This window comes from Faecalispora jeddahensis, from assembly GCF_000577335.1.
Lineage (GTDB): Bacteria > Bacillota > Clostridia > Oscillospirales > Acutalibacteraceae > Faecalispora > Faecalispora jeddahensis.
Window position 1 is genome coordinate 27,670 of the sequence record NZ_CBYL010000025.1, and the last position, 16,053, is coordinate 43,722.

The 16,053-nt window shown below is 49.3% G+C and carries 13 protein-coding genes; 2 read left to right on the forward strand and 11 right to left on the reverse strand.

Annotated elements, in window-relative coordinates:
• Positions 1-34: 34 nt before the first annotated feature.
• The 10 genes from TY09_RS10685 to TY09_RS10730 form a co-directional block, all read right to left on the reverse strand.
• Positions 35-1,234 (reverse strand): amidohydrolase family protein, encoded by a 1,200-nt coding sequence (locus TY09_RS10685; RefSeq protein ID WP_042434101.1) that lies wholly within the window; start codon positions 1,232-1,234, stop codon positions 35-37.
• A 102-nt stretch (positions 1,235-1,336) separates the two neighbouring features.
• Positions 1,337-2,830, reverse strand: a complete 1,494-nt coding sequence (locus TY09_RS10690) for a peptide MFS transporter (RefSeq protein WP_009066535.1) — start codon at positions 2,828-2,830, stop codon at positions 1,337-1,339.
• Between the two features lie 246 nt (positions 2,831-3,076).
• Complete coding sequence (locus TY09_RS10695) at positions 3,077-3,349, reverse strand: hypothetical protein (RefSeq protein ID WP_042434104.1); 273 nt, start codon at positions 3,347-3,349, stop codon at positions 3,077-3,079.
• Positions 3,350-3,403: 54 nt separating this feature from the next.
• Positions 3,404-3,712 (reverse strand): pyrimidine/purine nucleoside phosphorylase, encoded by a 309-nt coding sequence (ppnP, locus tag TY09_RS10700; protein ID WP_009066723.1) that lies wholly within the window; start codon positions 3,710-3,712, stop codon positions 3,404-3,406.
• A 27-nt stretch (positions 3,713-3,739) separates the two neighbouring features.
• The gene (gene pruA / locus TY09_RS10705) at positions 3,740-5,368 is read right to left on the reverse strand and encodes an L-glutamate gamma-semialdehyde dehydrogenase (RefSeq protein WP_042434107.1); all 1,629 of its coding nucleotides are present in this window, start codon (positions 5,366-5,368) and stop codon (positions 3,740-3,742) included.
• Positions 5,369-5,503: 135 nt separating this feature from the next.
• Complete coding sequence (locus TY09_RS10710; RefSeq protein WP_042434111.1) at positions 5,504-5,998, reverse strand: threonine/serine exporter family protein; 495 nt, start codon at positions 5,996-5,998, stop codon at positions 5,504-5,506.
• On the reverse strand, positions 5,995-6,795 hold the full coding sequence (locus tag TY09_RS10715) for a threonine/serine exporter family protein (protein WP_009066516.1): 801 nt from the start codon (positions 6,793-6,795) through the stop codon (positions 5,995-5,997). The genes TY09_RS10710 and TY09_RS10715 overlap by 4 nt, the downstream gene beginning before the upstream one ends.
• A 28-nt stretch (positions 6,796-6,823) precedes the next feature.
• Positions 6,824-7,618 carry a pyrroline-5-carboxylate reductase gene (gene proC / locus TY09_RS10720; RefSeq protein ID WP_035317343.1) on the reverse strand — a complete coding sequence of 265 codons (795 nt, stop codon included), beginning with the start codon at positions 7,616-7,618 and terminating at the stop codon, positions 6,824-6,826.
• A gap of 69 nt (positions 7,619-7,687) precedes the next feature.
• A complete protein-coding gene (hypD, locus tag TY09_RS10725; RefSeq protein WP_042434114.1) occupies positions 7,688-10,060 on the reverse strand; it encodes a trans-4-hydroxy-L-proline dehydratase in 2,373 nt (790 codons plus the stop codon).
• A gap of 43 nt (positions 10,061-10,103) precedes the next feature.
• A complete protein-coding gene (locus TY09_RS10730; protein WP_042434117.1) occupies positions 10,104-11,018 on the reverse strand; it encodes a glycyl-radical enzyme activating protein in 915 nt (304 codons plus the stop codon).
• A 412-nt stretch (positions 11,019-11,430) separates the two neighbouring features.
• Here TY09_RS10730 and TY09_RS10735 point away from each other — a divergent pair, with 412 nt between their 5' ends.
• Both TY09_RS10735 and TY09_RS10740 read left to right on the forward strand, forming a co-directional pair.
• Positions 11,431-12,027 carry a helix-turn-helix domain-containing protein gene (locus TY09_RS10735; RefSeq protein ID WP_009066681.1) on the forward strand — a complete coding sequence of 199 codons (597 nt, stop codon included), beginning with the start codon at positions 11,431-11,433 and terminating at the stop codon, positions 12,025-12,027.
• Between the two features lie 804 nt (positions 12,028-12,831).
• A complete protein-coding gene (locus tag TY09_RS10740) occupies positions 12,832-13,641 on the forward strand; it encodes an enoyl-CoA hydratase/isomerase family protein (RefSeq protein WP_042434120.1) in 810 nt (269 codons plus the stop codon).
• A 527-nt stretch (positions 13,642-14,168) separates the two neighbouring features.
• Here TY09_RS10740 and TY09_RS10745 read toward each other — a convergent pair.
• Positions 14,169-15,995 (reverse strand): thiamine pyrophosphate-binding protein, encoded by a 1,827-nt coding sequence (locus TY09_RS10745; protein WP_042434123.1) that lies wholly within the window; start codon positions 15,993-15,995, stop codon positions 14,169-14,171.
• Between the last annotated feature and the right edge of the window lie 58 nt (positions 15,996-16,053).

Sequence of the window (16,053 nt, forward strand, 5' to 3'; positions counted from 1 at the left end):
TTACGCTTCCTTTCTTCCACAGCAATACCCAACTTCAATCTCCTCTGACGAGGCGGCCGCCCAGATAAACGCCCAGCACCTCATCCAGCGCGTGGATGTCTTTGGCGGCATTGCCCTGTACTACCAGCAAATCCGCCTGCAGCTCGGGATGCAGGAATCCGGTAATCTTCTCCAACCCCATCACACGAGAGGGATTTCCGGTAGCCGTGGCAATCGCCTGTACCGGCGTGATGCCGTACTCTACCATATAAGCAAGCTCCTGATGAATCGGCAGCGGCGGCGCTCCATAAAGCACCATGTCGGAGCCTGCCAGAACCGTAACGCCCGTATCGTAAAACTTTTTAAAATTGTTCTTGTATGCATTTGCAGCCGGCTCGAAGAATGCCTGATCCTTGACCGCGCGGGCGGAAATCGGATTGGACAGATCCCCGCCTTCCTCAATAAGGCGCTTGGTGTATTCATAAAGATAGGTGTACGCCGTTATGGTGGGAACCCAAGCCTGATTGTTTTCAGCCATCTGTTCCGCCTGGGCCAAAGTCATAAAGGTGCCGTGCTCTATGGTGTCAAACCCGGCGTCAATGCACATTTGAATTGCGGGCTGCGTACCGGCATGAACCGCTGTTTTAACACCCCTGCGGTGGCATTCGTCCACCGCGGCATCCAGCTCTTCCTGCGTAAATTCCGGAAAATTCTCCCGGTTGCTTGTCAAAATCTTAATCCAGTCCGCCCCGTCACGAAGCTGGCGGCGAATTTCCTTGCGCAGCGGCCAGACACCGTCCACCTCTGTAATACCGTCCTCATGTCCGTGACCGCCCGTCATACAAATTCCTGTATGCGTATGGAAAATCCGCGGAACCTCTATAAAACCCGTTTCCCCCGCCATACGCATTTTTTTGCATAAATTATACGGAGAGGCAAGGTCTCTCACCGTGGTGATACCCAGGTCCAAGGCATATGCCGCCTGCTTCAGCGCGTAGTAGGCAACCATATAGTCGTCATACTCCGACAGGCCGAGCTGGCTGTAATAGTAGCCAAAATGGACATGCATATCAAACAGCCCGGGCAGGATCGTCGCCTCCCCATAATCCCGAATTTCTTCTCCGGGATTTTGCTGTACGACCTGGTCAGAAGGGCCAATGCTTTTGATTTTTCCTTCGGAATCCACGCAGACAGCGCCTTGTTCCAAAACGGTCTTTCCGTCCCCCAAAATAAGATGTTCTGCTTTTAAGATCACAACAACCGCTTCCTTTCTTGAAAAAGCATCCTATGGATTGTGTGCAAATTTCTGGCACTTCCGATTGATACAACTCCTCAGAAAATCACTTTCCAGAAACTCTTACTCCATCATCCTGCCAAGTCTTTTATTGCCGATCCAAAGAACCAGACCAACCAAAAGCGTAATGCCGCCGATAAACAGGAAATACCCGGTTTCAGAGCCTTCCACATAAAAGTTTGCAGCGAGCGCGCTAAGTCCTGAGCCGGTTGACTGGCTGAGCTGCCAGACCGTTACCATCTGCGCGGTAAAAGCCGTGGGTGCCACCTTGGTAGCCGCAGACATGCCAACAGGAGAGGTCATCGCTTCGCCCCAAATGATCAAAGCATAAAAGATCATCAGCCACATGGGGCTGACCCGGACATTAGAGGGATACAGCAGGAACGGAATCACCATAAACAGGGGACCAAAGGCCCAAAACGCGGTGCCGATGCCAAACTTCAGCGGCGTAGAGGGCTGACGATTTCCCATCTTGTTCCAAAGGGCACTGCACAACAGACCAAATAGTACCGCATAAATGGCGGGAACCGTCTGGAATGCAGCAGGGGTCATCTCATAGCCGAAGAAATTCATGTTGACACGTTCTGCCGCGTAAATAGCCAAAATTGTTGTGGACTGGTTCCAGATCATCATTGCAAAGCAGTTTGCCACAAAAACAAACACAAAAGGTATGATGCGTCTTGCTTCTTCACGACTGGTCTTTCTGCTGGTATAAATGTAGATCAGATAAGCCATTGGCACAAAAATGCTGATAGTGCTGACACCGTTGCAGAACATAGTCGGGGTGATGGTACCCGACAGAAGCAGCCCTGCAAAAGCGCCTACTAAGACTACCAGAATGCCGACCACTTTCGTAATGGTTGCTTTCCGGTGTGCGGGCTCTGCCGGGTCATCCGGCTGCACTCCGGCATCGCCGAACACCTTGTTCGCCGTTAATATGTAAAGCAGCCATCCCAGGCCCTGAACGATGCCTGCCACCAGAAAGCCCGCATTGTAATTCAGCATCAGTGCCACAGTACCGGTAACGATTGGCGCTATGGCCCCTACATTGTTCATCACATACATTAAGCTGAATCCGGAATCGCGGCGCTCGTCCGTCTTGCTGTACATTTTGCCCGCCAGCGCGTTCAGGCTGTTGCCCATGCACATACCGGCAACCAGAAGTAAGAACTGGCTGGCCAGATACAGAGCCGTGCCGCCGCCCGGGATTGCGAGCAGCAAATATCCCACTGTCTTGACCAGATAGCCAATACCCAGAGCTTTTCGAATTCCCAAAAAGCGGTCCGCCATATACCCGCCCAAAATACCTGCCATAAACGAAAGCGAGCTGTAAACATTCACGAACTGCGCCGCGTTGGTCTGGCTGAAGCCAAGCCCGCCCTGCGCCACTGCAGTATAAAGATAATAGATTAAAATCGCGGACATACCATAGTTACCAAAGGCCTGTGACAAAATAACTGTTGAGGTAACGCCTAGCCCTTTGGGGTGACCAAAAAACCGTTTATCCTGAGAAAAATCAATTGCATCGGAAGTAGCTTCCTTTTCTTTTGTAACCACAACTATCACTCCTCGTCCTGTTTCTGTTTTGCCCCGACACCCATGGGCAAAGATGTAGGAAAACCGCTGGAAAGTATGTCAATTCAGGCTGGCATAATCCCCCTTTCATTTTGCGGGAATAAAGAAAACTCCCTTTTTTGTACTGCTGCACGCTTTCGTTTCATTTCATCATCAAGGCCACAATCGTTTGAATATTTCATTTATATGAATTTAGTAATTAAATTATATCATTTACATGAAATACTGTCAATGAAAATAAAAATTATAGATATCATTACAATACAAAAATACCGATTGTTTTTTAGGTATTTTGAATCTCAGATCACAGAAAAAATCATTTTCCTTTGGAATATATTCGCTTTTCAGGAACGAAAGCCGCCGGCATGGAGTTCCGTTTCTTTGCTGATTTGGTTTCACTATTTTCACCGGCCGTTTCCAAGCCGTTTTCTGCAGCAGCGTCTGTTCAGAATGCAAAACAGAAAGGGGAATATCGCCCGCCACCAAAACGATGGCAAACAATACTCCCCTCTTTGAAAGCATCTTTCAGTATTAAATTAATGTCTTTTTCAGGTTTTACAGGTAAGAGCAGCAATAATCCAGGCAAGTGATTGCGCGGATAGAATAGCTGGATTTTCCCGGTACGGAAAAGGTATCCCCCTCACGGTATGTCTTGGGTGGGTCTTCTTCCTTCAAACGCACTTCCGCTTGGCCTGCCAGCAGCTCCATCAGCTCCGGTGCGTCGGTTCCGAAGACATATTCGCCCGGCATCATAAATCCCAGCGTTTTCCGCTCACCGGACGGCAGCACAACCGTACGGCTGCTGACTTTTCCATCAAAATACACATTTGCTTTTTTAATAATGGTCGCATTGGTAAAATCCATCTTATACACCTCCTTTACGGAATCGAATCAGGCTTCATCCATAAAAGGATAAGACACTGTTTCTGCGGGGACAAAGCTTTCCTTCAAAGTGCGCGGGCTGATCCAGCGATACATATTCAAAATGCTGCCTGCCTTGTCATTGGTACCGGAAGCTCTGGCGCCGCCAAAGGGCTGCTGACCAATGACTGCCCCGGTAGGTTTGTCGTTGATATAGAAGTTGCCCGCCGCGTTGTTCAGCTTACGCTCCATCTCCACAATCACCTGACGGTCCTGCGCAAAGATTGCACCGGTGAGCGCATAAGGAGTCGCCGTGTCGCACAGCTCCAGGGTCTTCTCAAATTCTTCATCAGGATAGACATAAACGGTAAGAACCGGCCCAAAGATTTCTTTTACCATAGATTCATAATCCGCCTTCTGCGCCTGAATCACGGTGGGATAAACGAACCAGCCTTTTGAATCGTCGTAACCGCCGCACAGGACTTCCGCTTCCTGGGACTGGTTCGCTCTGTCGATAAAGCCTTTGATTGTTTCAAAAGAATTCGCGTCAATGACAGCACCCATAAAGTTGCTGAAATCCTGAATATCGCCGACCTTGATTTTGGAAATTTCATCGAGCATCAGCTTCTTCACCTGAGGCCACAGGCTGGCGGGAATAAACGCACGCGAAGCTGCGGAGCATTTCTGGCCCTGATATTCAAAGGCGCCCCGCACCAAAGCGGTTACCAGAGGAGTGATCTGTGCGGACTTGTGCGCAAACACGAAATCCTTGCCGCCGGTTTCACCCACCAGTCTGGGATAGTTGATATAGGAATTGATGTGCTCCCCTACCAGAGACCACACACCGCGGAACACCTCTGTAGAACCGGTGAAATGGAAGCCGGCCAGTCTGGGATCTGTCAGAATATATTTGCTGACATCCGTGCCGCGGCAAGGTACAAAGTTGATGACACCGGCAGGCAGGCCAGCCTCTTCCAGTACTTTGAAGAAATAGTAGTTGGACAAAACAGCGGTGGAAGCGGGCTTCCACACTACGGTGTTGCCGGCAATGGCGGGAGCGGTGCACAGATTGCCGCCGATGGAGGTGAAATTGAAAGGAGAGATGGCAGCGACAAAGCCGTCCAGCGGGCGATATTCGGTACGGTTCCACACGCCGGGCGTATTGTTCGGCTGCTCTGTGTAGATCTGCTGGGCAAAATACACATTGAAGCGCAGGAAATCGGCCAATTCGCAGGCAGAATCGATCTCCGCCTGAAACGCGGTCTTGCTCTGCCCCAGCATGGTGGCGGCATTGACGCGGTCACGCCATGGCCCGGCCAGCAGGTCTGCCGCTTTCAGGAAAATAGCGGCGCGGTGCTCCCAGGGCATTGCTTCCCATTCGGCCTTTGCCTGCATGGAGGCCTCTACCGCTTCTTTGAGCTCTTTCTCCCCTGCCATATGGAAAGTTGCCAGCACATGCTGATGATCGTGGGGCATAACGCTTTTGCCTGTTTTTCCGGTAAAGATCTCTTTGCCGCCGATAATCAGCGGAATTTCCACCTGGGTCTGAGCCTGGCGCGCCAATTCCGCCTTCAGGCTGGCACGGGCAGGGGTACCGGGCAGATAGGAATTAACCGGTTCATTGTCGGGCATCTGCAACTTAAAATACGCATTACTCATAATTTCTCTCATCCTTTCAAAATTGATTTCTTGATCCAACGGGTTGATTTCTCTTTTTGATTGATTGTATATAAAACAAAGGGAATCCCGGTATTGCCCTGCCGAATGTCTGACTGTACCCAAGGAACAGAACGGTCAGCGGTGAAAGTATCCGGTCCGGGAGCGATCCCCATTGTTCCAAACGGACGGGGAGCTTTTCCACCCGAACACACGGGCAGGAATGGAATAACAGACACCGATTCCCAGAGTAATGGCAACTGCCAGCTGCAACGTTTCCGCTCCTTTTAACAGAGACGCCGACTCATCACCGATAAAGAAATAGTAAGCCGTATAGTAAATACTTGCGCCGGGCACCAGAGTGAAAATTCCGCAAAGCAGGAAGAGCGTGGCCGGCGTCCGAAAACGGGCTGCGATGACCCGGGAAAGCGTGGCCAGAACCAGCGTGGCAAAAAAGGTTGCCACCGCGTTGGACCACCCGGCTTTCAGAACCAGCAGATAGACCAGCCAGCCGACACCTCCGGTGAAGCCGCAGGCCAAATAGTGGCGGCGGGATACCCCGAACAGGACGGAAAAAGAAGCCGTTCCCAGAAAAGCCATCAATACCTGAAGCAACATTTCCTTTCCCGTCATATGCTCCCTCCCAGAAGCAGGTGGCCCAAAGACAGCGCAATCCCGACACCAATGGCGATACAGCCCGCGGTCAGCAATGCGTCTGCCATTCGAACCAGCCCGGACAAATAATCGTTTTCCAGCAGGTTGCGCACCGCATTCGTCAATGGAACTCCCGGAACCAGCGGAAAAATAGCGCCGATGATGATGTGATCCAGACTGTCGCCAAAGCCGAGATAATAGGACACAAAACAGAACAGGGCAACCTCTGCGCTGCTGAGGATGGTCCTCATAATTTTCGGCAGGCCGATTCGGTCGAGCACCCGCAAAATAAACCAGTACAGCGTAACCCCGGCTCCAAAAGCTACCATCGCATCGGCCCATGTCCCCTGAAACAGATAGCAGAAGCAGGCGCTGCCGCAGCCGGAAGCGAAAATCTGCAGTTTTGTTCCGGATGCCTTCATGACTTTGATGTGGTCCAGCCGTTCCCGAAGCTGTGCGGGAGTGCAAAGGCCCTGAGCCACGTCTCTGGACAGTTCGTTGAGCGCTTCGATCCTGCACAGTTCAATGGGTGCCAGGGGAACACTGCGCACCTGACAGGAATAAATACATTGGTCCACAACCGCGGAAGCGAAAATGCCATTCGCGATGATAAAAGCCTGAAACCCGTTCAGCTCAAATTGATTGGCAGCATACAGCATTGTTTCATGGGCGCGGTAGATTTCCCCACCGTTGAGCAGAATCAGCTCCCCCATCTCCACAACCAGATCAAAGCGTTCTTTTTCCGATTGCTTTTGATCAAAATTCGAAGCATCCATTCTTGTTTGTTCCAGACGGAACCCTCCGTTACAGCTGCCGTGCCTTTTGAATGCAGGCTTCTGCCGCGCTGATCAAACCACTGCGAAATCCGCTTTCCTTCAGAACATGAACCGCCTCAATCGTAGTGCCCGACGGTGAGCATACCGTATCTTTCAGCTGCGCGGGATGAAGCTTTGTGTCCAACAGCATTTTTGCCGTGCCGAACACCGCCTGCTCCACAAATGCATAAGCCAGCGGATAAGGCATCCCCTCCTTAACGGCGGCATCCGCCAGTGCCTCAATAAACAGGCAGACATACGCCGGTGCGCTGCCGCTTACCGCCACTACCGCATCCATCATATATTCTGGAACGATCTCTGCACGGCCAAAGCCTTCCATTAAGTACTGAATATGCTGCAGCTCTTCCTGAGTGACAAGGCTGTTTCCGCAGATTGCAGTCATACCCGCCCCCACCATAGCCGGAGCGTTCGGCATAGAGCGTACGATCTTCAGCGGACGTTGGAAGCTATGCTCCAAATCCTCAATGGTCTTTCCCGGCGCAATGGAAACCACAATGGTTTCGGAACCGATCTCCGCGGCAATCTCTTTGATCACCCGATTATAAAATTGCGGCTTGATCGCCAGCACCAGCACCCGGCTGTTTGCCGCCACCGACTTGTTGTCGGCGGCATGAAAGCCCAGTTCTTTCTCTCCCGATTCCACGTACGCCCGATTGACATCAGAAACCTGAATCTGATCGGGTTTGATCAGGCCGGTTCCAATGATTCCCTTGACCATCGCCCCGCCCATATTGCCATAACCGATAACTCCTAATTCTAGCATACCAGTGTCCTTTCTCCTGTTTTCAGGAATGGTTCGTTTTCAATTCCCCAAAAGTGATTCTGTTCCGGATTAAATGGCCTGCTCGGTTCGATCGATGATTTCATCCTGAAGCGCACGGCTGAGGTTCCGGAAATGGTCGCTGTACCCTGCCACACGTACGATCAGGTCTTTATATTCTTCAGGATGCTTTTGCGCCTCCAGCAGGACTTTCCGGTCGATAACGTTAAACTGAATGTGGTGGCCGTCCAGGTTGAAATAGGCCCGAATCAGGTCTGCCATGTGGCTCAGTCCTTTTTCGCCCGCCACACTGGAGGGAGTCAATTTCTGATTCAGAAGGGTTCCCCCCGTGCTGATATGATCCATCTTCGCGGCGGAACGAATGACAGCGGTGGGGCCGTTGGTATCGCTGCCCTGTACCGGAGAAATGCCTTCGGAAACAGGCTTATGAGCCAAACGTCCATCCGGGCTGGCCTCCATGACCTCGCCGAAATACACATGGCAGGTGGTTGGCAGCATGTTGACCCGATACTGGCCCCCGCGCATATTCGGCCGGCCGGTTACGCAGGCGCGGTAATACTGGAAGATCTCCCGCATGATGTGATCGGCGTAATCGTCGTCATTGCCGTATTTCGGGCTTTCGTTCAACAGAAGATGGCGGACATCCTCATATCCTTCAAAGTTCGCGTGCAGCGCTTCCATCAGGCGCGGCATGTCAAGGTCCTTCTTATCATAGACATGGCTCTTGATGGCGGAAAGGGAATCTGTAATCGTACCGATCCCCACGCCCTGCAGGTAGCTGGTGTTGTAACGGGCACCGCCTGCATTGTAGTCCTTGCCCTTCTGGATGCAGTCGTTGGTGATGATGGATAAAAACGGCACCGGCATATATTTGGCGTAAATAGATTCGATGATATTGGAGCCTTCTACTTTGATATCCACAAAATAATGAATTTGCTTTTTATACGCTTTTAGCAGTTCTTCAAAGGAATGGAAATCCGCTGCGTACCCAAGCTTCAGGCCCAGCTGTTTTTTTGCCACAGGATCATACCCGTTATTCAAAGTCAGCTCAAGGATTTTGGGAAGATTGAAATAACCGGTCAGGATATAAGCTTCATTGCCAAACGCACCGGTTTCCACACAGCCGCTGGTTCCGCCTTTGCGGGCATCTTCAATGGTCTTGCCGGCATTGAGCAGCTCCTGAATAATTTCTTCGGTATTATAAAAAGCAGGCTGGCCCCATCCCTGCCGGGAAATCTCGCAGGCCCTTTTCAGGAATTTCTGAGGTGTTTTCCGGCTGATTTGAACGTTGGAACTGGGCTGGAGCAGCCGCATCTCGTCCATGCAGTCCAAAATCAGGTAGCTGACCGGGTTTACGCCGTCTTCGCCGTTCGGTGTGATCCCCCCGGTATTGATGTTGGCGAAGTCAGTATAGGTGCCGCTTTCTTTCAGGGTAATCCCCACTTTGGGCGGAGCCGGCTGATTGTTGAACTTGATCCACAGGCACTCTAACAGCTCCTTGGCTTTTTCGTCATCCAGAATGCCCTCAGAGGTATCCTTCTGATAGAAGGGATTCAGGTGCTGATCCAGGCGGCCCGGGCTGTAAGAATCCCATGGGTTCAGCTCAGTGGTCACACACAGATGCACAAACCAGTACATCTGAATCGCCTGCCAGTAGGTCTGCGGCCGATTGGCAGGGACCACATCGCAGTTGGCGGCAATCCGGAGCAATTCCGCTCTGCGGGTCTCATCCGATTCTTTCGCTGCCAGTTCCCGCGCATAATCCGCATACCGGCGGCCAAGAATCATGATTGCATCACAGCAGATGGACATGGCGCTGAGCTGTTCCTTTTTTTGAAGAGCCTCTTTATCATGGATAAAATCAAGAGCCTCGATCGCCTGCTGAATATCTGCCTTCCGCTCCAGAAAGCCTTTGAGGAAAATGTTCTCGGAACCAACGGTGTGCCCTGGACCGCGCTGCTCCATGAACTCTGTGAAAATGCCGCTTTCATAGCACTCTTTCCACTTTGGGGTAACGGATTCCAGAATTTTGTGGCGAATGGAACGGTTCTGCCAATAAGGAATGATTTTTTCCTTCTGCAGCTTTAAATCAGCCTGTGAAACCTTGAAGGAAATCAGCTCCCGGTCGTTCATGACTTGCATATCTTCCATTGTATGGCAGCACAGTTCAGGGAACGTAGGGGCGGATTGGGGGCCGTCGCCTTTTTCGCCGACAATTAATTCTCCATTGTTGATGCAGAGTGTTTTGTTCTCCATCACATGCTTCAGGGTCAATGCGCGCAGTTCCGGTACGGAAACAGTACCTTCATATTTCAGATAGACATCCGTTTCCAAATCGGCCCGCTCCAGATAAAGCCGGGGCGGGGTAGTCTCGCTCTGTTCACGAAGCCTGCGAATGCGTTCGTTCATGCCTCTTTGCATCATAATAAAATCCTCCTATCTAAAATTTAATTTTTACTGCTCATTCTTATCCACCGATAAAAACAGGAGAAATCCCGGCATTCAGCCACATATTTTTAAACTGTTCCATCTTCATGGCGGTCGGGGGATCAAATTCCTGACAGTCTGCCCGGCCCAGCCGAATATTTTTATCCATCCCCACCTTATGGTAAGGGAGGAGATTTACCTGCGTCAGATGGATACCGCCGGCGCGGATCAGGGTGATCATCCCCTGCATTTCTTCTTCGCTGTCGTTTACGCCGGTGATAACCGGAATACGAAGATTGATTTTTGCGCCGTCATGGCTCAGTCGTTTCAAATTTTCTATCATCCGTTTATTGTCCCTGCCGGTGTATTCCTGATGAATCTGCGGAGTGACAGCTTTCAGATCATAAAGAAACGTATCCGCATAAGGGAGTATTTTTTGAAAATTTTCATAAGGCGCATCGCCGCAAGTATCGATATTGACGCTGATATCCTCATCGTGCAGTTCTTTGACCAACTGCTGAATATAATTCATGTCCTGCGCCATGACCTCTCCTCCGGAAAGCGTAACTCCCCCGCCGGAAACCTCATAAAACATACGGTCACGCACCAATTGTTTGACCAGCTCCTGAACGGGAATCTCTGTACCGACAACGCTTCTTGCATGATAAAGACACCGGCTGACGCAAAGCCCACAAGCGGTACATTTTTTTCGGTCGGTTACCACCTTGCCGGATTCCGTCCGAAAAATGGCCTGCTGCGGGCAAGCCGGGATGCAGCTGCCGCAGCCGGTACATCGTTCCTCATCGAACATCAGCTCACGGTGAAACCGCTGACTTTCCGGATTGTGACACCAGACACAGGATAACGGACACCCTTTAAAAAACACCGTAGTTCGGATACCATTCCCATCGTGTATAGAAAATTTTTGAATATTGATAATATATGTATGATTCATTCGGCCTCCATATTTTCATTAACATGAAAATATTTGCTATAAATTTCACTGTAATTATATTATCCTCCGATATAAAAGTCAATAGCGCTTAAAAATTTCATATATAAGAAATTGTGAACATTTTCGCCATTTTGTCAGTGATTCCTGTTTTATTCTCGAATCCATAGGAAAGAGCGTACATCTCTGTTGACTTTTTCGAACAAGATAGATATCATATTTTATATAAGTTAAAAGAAAATAATTAAAATGGGATTTTATACACTGTTCGGTGGCCTTGCAGCAGATATTCAAACCGACCAGAGCTCACCAGGAGCTTTCTGACCGGAAATTGAAAGGAATCCAAAGCGCTTCTTATGTTTTCCGCTGCCCGCTGAATCATATCTAAATTTTAATCCTGAAAGGGAGGTTTCTTGTGGATCACAATATTACGATCGGATCCAAAATAAAAGCTCTGCGGAAAGAAAAAGAAATGACTCTAAAGCAATTAAGTGATGAGTCCGGGCTCTCTGTTGGTTTTCTTTCACAACTGGAGCGCGGCATTTCTTCCATCGCAATAGACTCTCTCTCAAAAATTGCTGAAATTTTGGGAGTAACTCTCTCCGTTTTCTTCGATGAAATCGATGTGAAAGACACCGACCCGGTCGTGCACAGTTTCGACATGACGTGCACTCAGGTAAGCCCGCAGATTATCCAATTTATTCTAAGCAACGAAGTGACCGACTTTGATGCGCTTCCAAGGATTTTTCAGCTGATGCCGCTGGCAAATGCAGACCTGAAAAAGCTGGAGATGTATTGTCATAACGGGGAAGAATTCATCTATGTGCTGGAAGGTATTGTAACTGTCTTTATCGGCGACAATAAATACTGCCTTTATCCGGGGGATAGCATTCAAATTCATTCCAACCGCCCCCATAACTGGATTAACTTTACCAATAAGATCGCTAGAATATTGACACTCAATTATCCGAATCCTTTTAAAAGCAACAGCCCGGATTTTTTAAATCTTTGAGCAGAAAAAACACTCTAACTCCTTGACGGCAATTACATCTTATAAAAAGAGGCGGTATTCTTCACAAATGAAGAATACCGCCTCTTTAACATTTTTCCGATCAGGTATTGGCCCTATTCACTGGCCTTTTTCAGAATCTCCAGTTGGGTAGTATCTCTCACTGACCTGTCTTCTTGGTTTATTTTTATGCTCATAATTTAACCGCATCATTTTTCTCAAACATAGTTTGCTATCTTCTTTCAGAATACTGTATTGCAAGTTCATTGCGCCAAAGATTTGCAAACCGTATTTCTTTTTGTTTTTTTCAATTCTTAAAATTTATTTTACCTTTTAACCGGTATCTGCCCCCTGCTTTTTTACTCTATCCATTTCTCAACATAGCAATCACTCTTTAAATATATTCATTTTTGTGAAAATTAAAGCCATTGCAAATGATAGTTCCTCATAAGTTATTCTGAAAATTTGCAAAATATAGGGTCACTTATCTGTATTTTTTTCAGTTTTTTTGTAATTTTCAGTATTGACATTGGCAAAAAATAAATGTAATCTTATCTCGGCACAGAAATTTCATTTAAATGAAATTATCAAACATACCGAATGATAAAGAGAGCTTTTCGTTTTACAAAACTATATCCAATTATTTGAAGGGCGCAAAAACTGAAAAAGAGATACGCAGCAGCCACCGGAACAACCTGAATCAACAATAGTGCACGAAATTCTACTGAGAGGCACAAAGGTAAGGCGATATTTGCTTTATATTACTGCATTTTCAACTACTGCAAAGGGAAAGAGAGGTAAAATAATATGCCGGATTTGATTTATGAGGTGAACAATCATTTAGCACGCATTACAATGAACCGTCCGGAGCATCTCAATTGTTTCAGCGAGGAGATGATTCAGCTCTGGGCAGCTGCACTGGAGGACATCCGTGACCGGGATGATATCCACGTTGTTCTTTTGTCGGGAAATGGCAAGGCGTTTTGCGCGGGAGGAGATGTAAAGGCCATGGCTGCCGGAGAAGGCTTCTTTGAGAGCAATAACGATATTACTTCCACTGCACTTGCCAGGAAGAACGCCCTTTGGAGAGGAATTCAGCGCATTCCGCTGATTCTGGAGGAAATCGACAAGCCGGTTATCGCAAAGATTCATGGCGCGGCTGTAGGAGCCGGATTGGATATGGCCCTGATGTGTGATATCCGCATTGCTTCGGAAAGCGCATCGCTTTCCGAAAGCTATTTCAACGCTGGAATTGTACCTGGCGATGGCGGCGCCTACTTTCTGCCGCGCCTGGTGGGGCGAGACAAAGCGCTTGATCTGTTTTTGACGGCACGGGTACTGAAAGGTGCTGAAGCGGAAAAAATCGGTCTTGTTACACACGTTGTGCCCGATGGCCAGCTGGACGATTATGTTGAACAGTATATTCAAAAGCTGCTGGATGCCCCGCAGCAGGCTATGCGGCTGACAAAACGTGCGATTGACCAGAGCGAGCAAAGTTCATTGCGCTCCTCACTGGATTTGGTATCTTCCTTCATGGGAATCGTGACCGAGCTCGACGATTACCATACACGGACGGCGGCTTTGGTGGAGCGTTTAAACAGAAAGTCCAAAGCCTGATAAAAAACAAATATTAATACATAGGAAACCGTGTTTGTACCCACAAGGGTATTCAAATTAAGAAAACACAGTATTATACTTTAATTCAACTTACTTATCGCTATAGTGAATTTCCCATGTTATGAAACTGCAATCGGGTTAACAGTCCGGCACCCTCTTTTTCCTTCATGACTGACATATTAATGCCTTCCAGAAAAACACGTTTACCACTGGCGCGATAAACAGACGGTTTGATCAATGGGAAATCCCCTTGCATGAAGCAAGGGGATTTCTTCTTTTTTGAATGGAACAATGAAAAAAGGTTGGAAATCATATCTTCGTCCTAATAAACCAACGATTTTCTTTTAGCCGTATGAAGCACTCCTGTCCTTTCATCCGACATTAGTAGCGAATACCGGTACCACCTGCTCGCCTGCTCGAAGGAAATCTACATACAGGATGCACTCCAATACCCTATTAATGTCAAAGAGCTGTCACGGCCAAAAGCAGCTTTATACAAGTATCATTTGTGTTTGATTAGAAGTATATCAATTCGTTTTGTGAGATTTGGAATGGCTGGGAGCAACATACCGGCCGTTTTCCTTACGTACCAGCTTGCCTTCCTTCACCAGATCGTTGGGGCTGTATATGTCATTAATATTCCAGCATCCGGGGGTAGGCACGACAATGTTTTCCATAGGTACTTCTACCAGGAACGGCTTTTGAGCCGCAATCGCCTTCTGCAATGCCGGCTGAAACGCTTCGGTGGATTCTACCCGAATGGCTTCCACACCATAGGCCTTTGCAACCTCAGCCCAGCAGGGAGTGTACGCTTCGCCGTCGGGAGTATGGAATACGGTCCCGAAATTCGTCTGGTAATTGGCTTTTTCCAAGCCTGCGATCGTGCCAAAGGCCGAGTTGTTCATCACGACCCACACGCAGTTAATCCCTTTTTCGACAGCGGTGGCCAAACACGAGGGATTTACTCCGAATCCGCCGTCTCCGGTCAGCGTCAGGCAAACCTTGTCAGGGGCGGCCAGCTTGCCGCCAAGAACGGCGGAAGCACCAAAGCCCATGTTTGCCAAACCGGAGGTGTGATGAATGGTGCCGGGAACAGTAATATCAAACTGTTGGGCCACACCGTTTTTATTCCAGCCCACATCAGTAAAGATGATGGCATCCTGAGGAACTACTGCCTTCACATCCTTTAAAATGCGCTGGGGAGTCATCGGAAAACGGCTGTCGTTGGAAATGGCTTCATTCTGCTGTTTAAATTCCGCCTTTGCAACGGCGATTTTTTCGCGCAGCGCGGGGCGGCGTTTGCCCTCGGGGCAGATTTTTTTCACCTCTTCGAGAATTTGGGCAAGGCCGATTTTCAAATCGCCGACCGCCCCGACCTCCACCGGATAGTTGCGGCCAATCTCGCTGGGGTCAATGTCGATCTGCAAAAAGGCGGTTTGATCCGGATCAAAGGTAACGCCCTGATACCAGCTGGAGCTGTCCGCCTCGGCGAAGCGGGTGCCCAGGCCCAGAATCACATCGGCGTTGACGGTAAGAGAATGGGTAAATTCCAATCCCCAGAAGCCGGTCTGACCGATCATCAGCGGGTGGCAATCGGATAAGCAGCCATGTCCCATCAACGTACGGGAAACGGGAATATCCAGATGCTCTGCCAAAGCGGCCAATTCTTCAGAGGCTTGGGCCAGAAGGATCCCGCCGCCTGCGTGAAGCAGCGGATTTTCCGCTTCGACCAGCTTCTCTGCAATGGCTCTGGCAGCCTTGGGGTCCAGTGCCGGGCGCATGGTCAAATGGCTGTCCTTATAGGTTCGTGCCCAGAGCTCCTCGTCCATCTCCCGGGAGAACATATCCATCGGGATATCGATCAGAACGGGGCCGGGACGGCCGGATTCCGCCAGCCGGAAGGCTTTGTCCAGTATTTCAGGCAGAGCCTCTGCATCATCGATCCGCCATGCCCGTTTTACCACCGGTTCCAAGATCCGGTACTGAGTGGCGTCGCCATGCATGTTGACCTCCTGATGAGGGTGCTTTCCAAAATAGTAGCTGGGCACATCACCGGCAATGAGTACCATGGGGATCGAGTCAAACGCGGCATTTGCAACGCCGGTCAGCACATTGGTCAGGCCGGGGCCCAGATGGCACATGACGACAGACGCTTTATGGGTGATACGAGCATAGCCGTCTGCTGCCGTGGACGCAATCGCCTCATGCCGGTTGGAAATATACTGAACCTTTTTGCTGCGGGATAACGCATCCAGCATTCCAATGACTGTATGTCCGCATAAGCCGAAAACATATTCCACATCCCTGCGTTCCAAATAATTGACAATCAGGTCTGAAACCAGCTTTTTACTCATAGAGGTACCTCCTTAAATAGTACAGTGTTTTTGCTTGGAGCAGATGGCCTTTACCTCA

Excerpts from the sequence above, each read along its gene's own strand:
- TY09_RS10710 (WP_042434111.1), bottom strand. The coding sequence starts at position 5,998 with ATGACGGGAAAGGAAATGTTGCTTCAGGTATTGATGGCTTTTCTGGGA.
- ppnP (WP_009066723.1), bottom strand. The coding sequence starts at position 3,712 with ATGGATTTTACCAATGCGACCATTATTAAAAAAGCAAATGTGTATTTT.
- TY09_RS10745 (WP_042434123.1), bottom strand. The coding sequence starts at position 15,995 with ATGAGTAAAAAGCTGGTTTCAGACCTGATTGTCAATTATTTGGAACGC.
- pruA (WP_042434107.1), bottom strand. The coding sequence starts at position 5,368 with ATGAGTAATGCGTATTTTAAGTTGCAGATGCCCGACAATGAACCGGTT.
- TY09_RS10715 (WP_009066516.1), bottom strand. The coding sequence starts at position 6,795 with ATGGATGCTTCGAATTTTGATCAAAAGCAATCGGAAAAAGAACGCTTT.
- hypD (WP_042434114.1), bottom strand. The coding sequence starts at position 10,060 with ATGATGCAAAGAGGCATGAACGAACGCATTCGCAGGCTTCGTGAACAG.
- TY09_RS10740 (WP_042434120.1), top strand. The coding sequence starts at position 12,832 with ATGCCGGATTTGATTTATGAGGTGAACAATCATTTAGCACGCATTACA.
- TY09_RS10730 (WP_042434117.1), bottom strand. The coding sequence starts at position 11,018 with ATGAATCATACATATATTATCAATATTCAAAAATTTTCTATACACGAT.
- proC (WP_035317343.1), bottom strand. The coding sequence starts at position 7,618 with ATGCTAGAATTAGGAGTTATCGGTTATGGCAATATGGGCGGGGCGATG.